Origin of the sequence: Mycobacterium sp. 1165178.9 (assembly GCF_001673555.1) — a bacterium.
GTDB lineage: Bacteria > Actinomycetota > Actinomycetes > Mycobacteriales > Mycobacteriaceae > Mycobacterium.
The window spans coordinates 1-5,061 of sequence record NZ_LZMB01000039.1; the positions used below are offsets into that span (position 1 = coordinate 1).

Consider the following 5,061-nt stretch of genomic DNA (forward strand, 5'->3'; position numbering starts at 1 on the left):
CCGCGAAGCAGTTCCACTGTTGTATCTATCCCCGCACCAGTCGCATATAAACCGCGGCCATTTCCAGCCGGACGGCCAATACTGCCAGTTGCTGCTCGGGGCTCCCGGGGCCCCCCAGCGCCGGTGAAACGCCGTAGCCGGCCGAGCCGCCCGGCCCGTCGGGCACGTCCTCGGCGGCGAGCAGGTACACGTTGTCCAGTCCGGCCGTCCGGGCGGCCACACCCGCCTGCTCGGCCGCCAGCACGACGGCGAGCACCCGCAGCCGCTGCGGCAGCGGCCCGTCGATCTCTTCGTCGTGGAACAGCGCGGCGTCGGGATCCTCGAAGCCGTCCGACGCCGCGGCGCGCAGGGCGACCAGCGCGTCCGCCAGCCCGGCGGCCGGGGTCACCTGGTTCGCGACCCGCAGCAGCACCGAGCTGCCGTGCCTGGCCAGCGCCAGCGTCGCGGCACCGTCGCCGGCCAGCGCCACCTGACGTTCGCCGACCCGAGCGGCCAGCAGCTTGGCCGGGTTGGTGAACAGCTCGCGGGCGGCGCTGTTGCGCAGGGCCTCGGCGTCCAGCTCATCGGCGAGCAGCCCGAGGTCGACCTTGGGTCGCGGGTCCACGGCGTGCAGCAGTGCGAGCCCGGCGGCCAGATACCGGCACAGGCCGAATTCGTCGGGAACCGACATCCGGGGCGCCAGCACCGCCGCTCCCCCGGCGGTGGCGTCGCGCAACGGGCCCTCAAAGGGCGCAGCTACGACCACCCGGGCGCCGCGGCGCAACCCGGTGGCGGCCGCGGCGACCAGCGCGGGATCACCCGGGTCGCCGCCCGCCACGACCAGCACATCGAGCGGGCCCACCCACGGCGGCGCCTCGTCGGCCAGAGTGAAGGGCTGGGAAGCCGTTCCACCCGTGGTCGCGGCCAGCATCGTCCCGGCGGTCTCGGCGGTGCCGCGCCCGGCGACCCAGATGACGCTGCGCGGACGGTCGTCGGCGCCCAGCGGCTGCAGCGCGCCCTCGTCGACCGCGGCGGCGATTGCACGCACCTGGGCACCGGCCGACGATGCGGCGCGCAGCAGGCCGTCGCGGTCGGCGGCCAGCAGGCCCGCGGTGTCCTCGAGATCGATCGCCCGGGTGGGGTTCACGGCGCGGCCTTCACGCCCGCCGAGGCCGCGGTGATCTCGGAACTGATCTGGGCGACCACCGCGGCAACGTCCTCAAGCGTGCGAGCCTCCACGTTCAGCCGCAGCAACGGCTCGGTGTTGGAGCTGCGCAGGTTGAACCAGCTGCCATCGCCCAGGTCGGCCGTCACCCCGTCCACGTGATCGAGGGAGTGAATCCGGGTGCCGAACGACTTGAGCACCGCTTCCGTGCATTGCCCGGCGTCGGCGACGGTGAAGTTGATCTCGCCGGATGACTCATAGCGCTGGTAGTCCGCGGTGACCTCCGACAGCGGGCGGTCCTGCTCGCCGAGGGCGGCCAGCACGTACAGCGCCGCCAGCATCCCGGAGTCGGCACCCCAGAAGTCGCGGAAGTAGTAGTGCGCCGAATGTTCGCCGCCGAAAATCGCGCCGGTGTCGGCCATCAGCGCCTTGATATAGGAGTGCCCTACCCGGGACCGCAGCGGCGTGCCGCCGCGCTCGGCGACAAGTTCGGGCACCGCGCGCGAGGTGATCACGTTGTGGATGATCGTCGCGCCGATCTCCCGGCTCAACTCACGGGCGGCCACCAGGCTGGTCACCGTCGACGGCGACACGGGGTTGCCGCGTTCGTCGACCACGAAACAGCGGTCGGCGTCGCCGTCGAAGGCCAGCCCGATGTCGGCGCCGGTCTCACGCACGAAAGCCTGCAGGTCCACCAGGTTGGCGGGGTCGAGTGGGTTGGCCTCGTGATTGGGAAACGAGCCGTCGAGCTCGAAGTACAACGGCTCCAACGTGATCGAGCCGATCGGGCCGAGCACGGCGGGCGTGGTGAGACCGGCCATGCCGTTGCCGGCGTCCACGGCCACCCGCAGCGGGCGCAGACCGGAGGTGTCCACCAGCGACCGCAGGAACTGCCCGTAGTCGGCCAGCACGTCGCGATCGCTCGCGCCTCCGGGTTGCCCGTCGTAGGCGTCGACGCCGGCGATCACGTCGTCGGCGACCAGCCGCAGCCCGGTCTCGGCGCCGACCGGTTTGGCCGCGGCCCGGCATAGCTTGATGCCGTTGTAGGCCGCCGGGTTGTGGCTCGCGGTGAACATGGCGCCCGGGCAGTCCAGCAGACCGGAGGCGAAGTAGAGCTGATCGGTGGACGCCAAGCCGATGCGCACCACGTCCAGTCCCTGGCTCCTCACCCCGGCGGCGAACGCGGCGGCCAGCGTGGGCGAACTGTCCCGCATGTCGTGGCCGATCACCACCTGGCGGGCGCCCTCGCCGCGCATGAGTTTGGCGAAGGCTGCGCCGATATCGGTGACCAGGGGCTGGTCGAGCTCTTCGCCGACTAGCCCACGTACGTCGTAAGCCTTGACGACACGGTGGACAGTCGCGGCGGGCCGAGACATGCGGGACTCCTGACGACGTGAACTCTTGGCGTCAGCCTATCGGGCTACGGAGAACTGGGGCCGCACAGTGGGTTGCCACCATCGGGGCTAGTCGCTGGGATCGGGCAACACGCGCAGATGTCCGCGGCGCCGTCCGGAGCGGTGCTCGGGCGGCGCGAGCAGGCTGCTGCTGGGGGCGGTGGCCTGAGATCCGCCGTGATGGATGTGCGCGTCGGAGAAGCCGTTCACCGGCGCCGCGGCACCGGCGTACGGCACGCCGCGATCGCCGCCCTCACGCACCGCATCGGCCAGGGCGACCAAGTCGTCCTCGTCGGGATGGGTGGGCAGAGGGCCGGCATGGCGCACCAGCTCCCACCCGCGGGGCGCGGTGATCCGGCCGGCATGGTTGACGCACAAATCCCAGGAATGCGGTTCCCGCGCGGTCGCCAAGGGACCGACAACTGCCGTCGAGTCCGAATAGACGAACGTCAGGGTCGCCACGGCGTAGTGCGGGCACCCGGGCCGGCAACAGCGACGGGGAACGTTCACGATCGAAAGGCTATCGTGCGCAAACGTCGCCGAAGCGCCGGACACGCGCAACTCCTCGGCCCTCGATGTGCAACCGTTACCATCGGCGCGTGGGTGATTCGCGCAGCTCCCCGCGAAGAGATCGGTTCTCCGACGGATCGGCTCCGCGCCGGACCGGGACCCACCGACTCTTCCGCCGGGGCCGCGATATGCGCGGCCCGCTGTTGCCCCCGACCGTGCCGGGGTGGCGCAGCCGTGCCGAGCGATTCGACATGGCGGTGCTGGAGGCCTACGAACCGATCGAGCGGAGCTGGCAGGATCGGCTGGCCGAACTCGACGTGGCCGTCGACGAGATTCCGCGCATCTCGGCCAAGGATCCCGAGAGTGTGCAATGGCCACCCGAGGTGATCGCCGATGGGCCGATCCCGCTGGCACGGTTGATCCCGGCCGGCGTCGACATCCGCGGCAACTCCACGCGGGCGCGAATTGTGTTGTTCCGCAAGCCAATTGAGCGACGGGCCAAGGACACCGTCGAACTCGGCGACCTGCTGCACGAAATCCTGGTGGCCCAGGTCGCGATCTACCTCGACGTCGAGCCGTCGGTCATCGATCCGACGATCGACGACGAATAACTTCTCCCAGCGCGTCGAACATCGAACGCTCAGCGCGCGTTGCGATCAGCGCGCGTCAGATTATGCCGCGCTTGAGGCGGCGGCGCTCGCGTTCGGACAAACCGCCCCAGATGCCGAAGCGCTCGTCGTGCTCGAGGGCGTACTCGAGGCACTCGTGACGCACCTCGCAACCCAGGCAGATCTTCTTGGCCTCGCGGGTGGAGCCACCCTTTTCCGGGAAGAACGCCTCCGGGTCGGTCTGGGCGCACAGCGCCCGGTCCTGCCATTGGTCGGCGGCCGGCTCCGGCATTGGTTCGGGCTCGAAAGCGATTGGGGCATCAGGAACCACGGTCAGATGCGGCCGAGCGGGGCGGTCCAGTGCCGGGTCGATGTCGGTGTGCGGCGTGCTCGCCATGGCGCTTCGAAAAGTGTCGTAAGACATACGGTCGTCCGCCTCCTCAGCTTGATTGAGAGAGTGTGATTGGTTTCCCACTGTTCTGATGTACAGACAATTCGAACAAGTGATCGAATCTCGGTCTGCGACACCGGAGTCGGCCGGCCAACCGGGAAATGACACTGTTGTGATTAGACACGGGTTGACCAGCCGGGTCAAGCACTTCGGCGCATTTCCATACCATCTCGTGATCGAATTTCGGCGTTTCTGTTGTTTTGGGCGCTCGGCGTGTCGATCACAGGGCCCTCAACTTTCCCAGAAGTCGCCCACAACCGATGGGGAACCGCAACTTTGAGGCACCCCCGGTGGGCCCGCCACAGCGCTGCCGCCTGGCAGTACTGTCGTGCAATGTGAAGGTCACCGTTCTGGTCGGTGGGGTTGGCGGCGCCCGCTTCCTGCTGGGGGTTCAACAGCTGTTCGGGCTCGGTCAATTTCAAACGCAACGGCACCCGGACACGGAAGCCAACAGTCACGAGCTGACGGCGATCGTCAACATTGGCGATGACGCCTGGATCCACGGACTGCGTGTCTGCCCCGATTTGGACACCTGCATGTACACCTTAGGTGGAGGTGTAGATCCGGAGCGAGGGTGGGGGCACCGAAACGAAACCTGGCACGCCAAAGAGGAATTGGCCCGCTACGGGGTGCAGCCCGACTGGTTCGGGCTCGGTGACCGAGACCTGGGCACCCACCTGGTGCGCACCCAGATGCTCAACGCCGGCTACCCCCTGTCGCAGATCACCACCGCGCTGTGCGACCGCTGGCAACCGGGCGCGCGGCTGTTGCCCGCCAGCGACGACCGGTGCGAGACCCACGTGGTGATAACCGATCCCGACGACGGCAGCCGGCGGGCCATTCACTTCCAGGAGTGGTGGGTGCGCTACCGGGCCCAGGTGCCCACGCACAGCTTCGCATTCGTCGGCGCCGAAAAGGCGGCCGCCACAACTGATGCCACGGCGGCCATCGCGG

Annotated in this window: 6 protein-coding genes; 2 read left to right on the forward strand and 4 right to left on the reverse strand. The window is 69.0% G+C overall.

Going from position 1 to position 5,061, the window contains the following annotated elements; all coding sequences use genetic code 11:
- Positions 1 to 25: 25 nt before the first annotated feature.
- From A5652_RS02280 to A5652_RS02290, 3 genes are all read right to left on the reverse strand, one after another.
- Positions 26 to 1,126, reverse strand: coding sequence for a TobH protein (locus tag A5652_RS02280; RefSeq protein WP_067346228.1), 1,101 nt, complete (start codon positions 1,124 to 1,126; stop codon positions 26 to 28).
- Positions 1,123 to 2,520, reverse strand: coding sequence for a phosphomannomutase/phosphoglucomutase (locus tag A5652_RS02285; protein ID WP_067346230.1), 1,398 nt, complete (start codon positions 2,518 to 2,520; stop codon positions 1,123 to 1,125). Before A5652_RS02285 ends, A5652_RS02280 begins: the two co-directional genes overlap by 4 nt.
- Before the next feature lie 87 nt (positions 2,521 to 2,607).
- Entirely contained in the window at positions 2,608 to 3,048 is a 441-nt protein-coding gene (locus A5652_RS02290) for a DUF3499 domain-containing protein (protein WP_197513709.1), read from the reverse strand.
- Positions 3,049 to 3,236: 188 nt separating this feature from the next.
- On the opposite strand from A5652_RS02290, the gene A5652_RS02295 reads away from it, so the two are divergent.
- Entirely contained in the window at positions 3,237 to 3,659 is a 423-nt protein-coding gene (locus tag A5652_RS02295) for a metallopeptidase family protein (RefSeq protein ID WP_044484176.1), read from the forward strand.
- 55 nt (positions 3,660 to 3,714) lie between these two features.
- Here the strand turns inward: A5652_RS02295 and A5652_RS02300 are convergent, their stop codons facing one another.
- On the reverse strand, positions 3,715 to 4,053 hold the full coding sequence (locus A5652_RS02300) for a WhiB family transcriptional regulator (RefSeq protein WP_066868492.1): 339 nt from the start codon (positions 4,051 to 4,053) through the stop codon (positions 3,715 to 3,717).
- Between the two features lie 389 nt (positions 4,054 to 4,442).
- Here A5652_RS02300 and cofD point away from each other — a divergent pair.
- Positions 4,443 to 5,061 (forward strand): 2-phospho-L-lactate transferase (cofD, locus tag A5652_RS02305; RefSeq protein WP_067346234.1); only part of this gene is annotated, 619 nt, incomplete at its 3' end.

Coding starts and splice junctions, on each gene's coding strand:
- A5652_RS02295 (WP_044484176.1), top strand. CDS start 3,237: ATGCGCGGCCCGCTGTTGCCCCCGACCGTGCCGGGGTGGCGCAGCCGT.
- A5652_RS02300 (WP_066868492.1), bottom strand. CDS start 4,053: ATGGCGAGCACGCCGCACACCGACATCGACCCGGCACTGGACCGCCCC.
- A5652_RS02285 (WP_067346230.1), bottom strand. CDS start 2,520: ATGTCTCGGCCCGCCGCGACTGTCCACCGTGTCGTCAAGGCTTACGAC.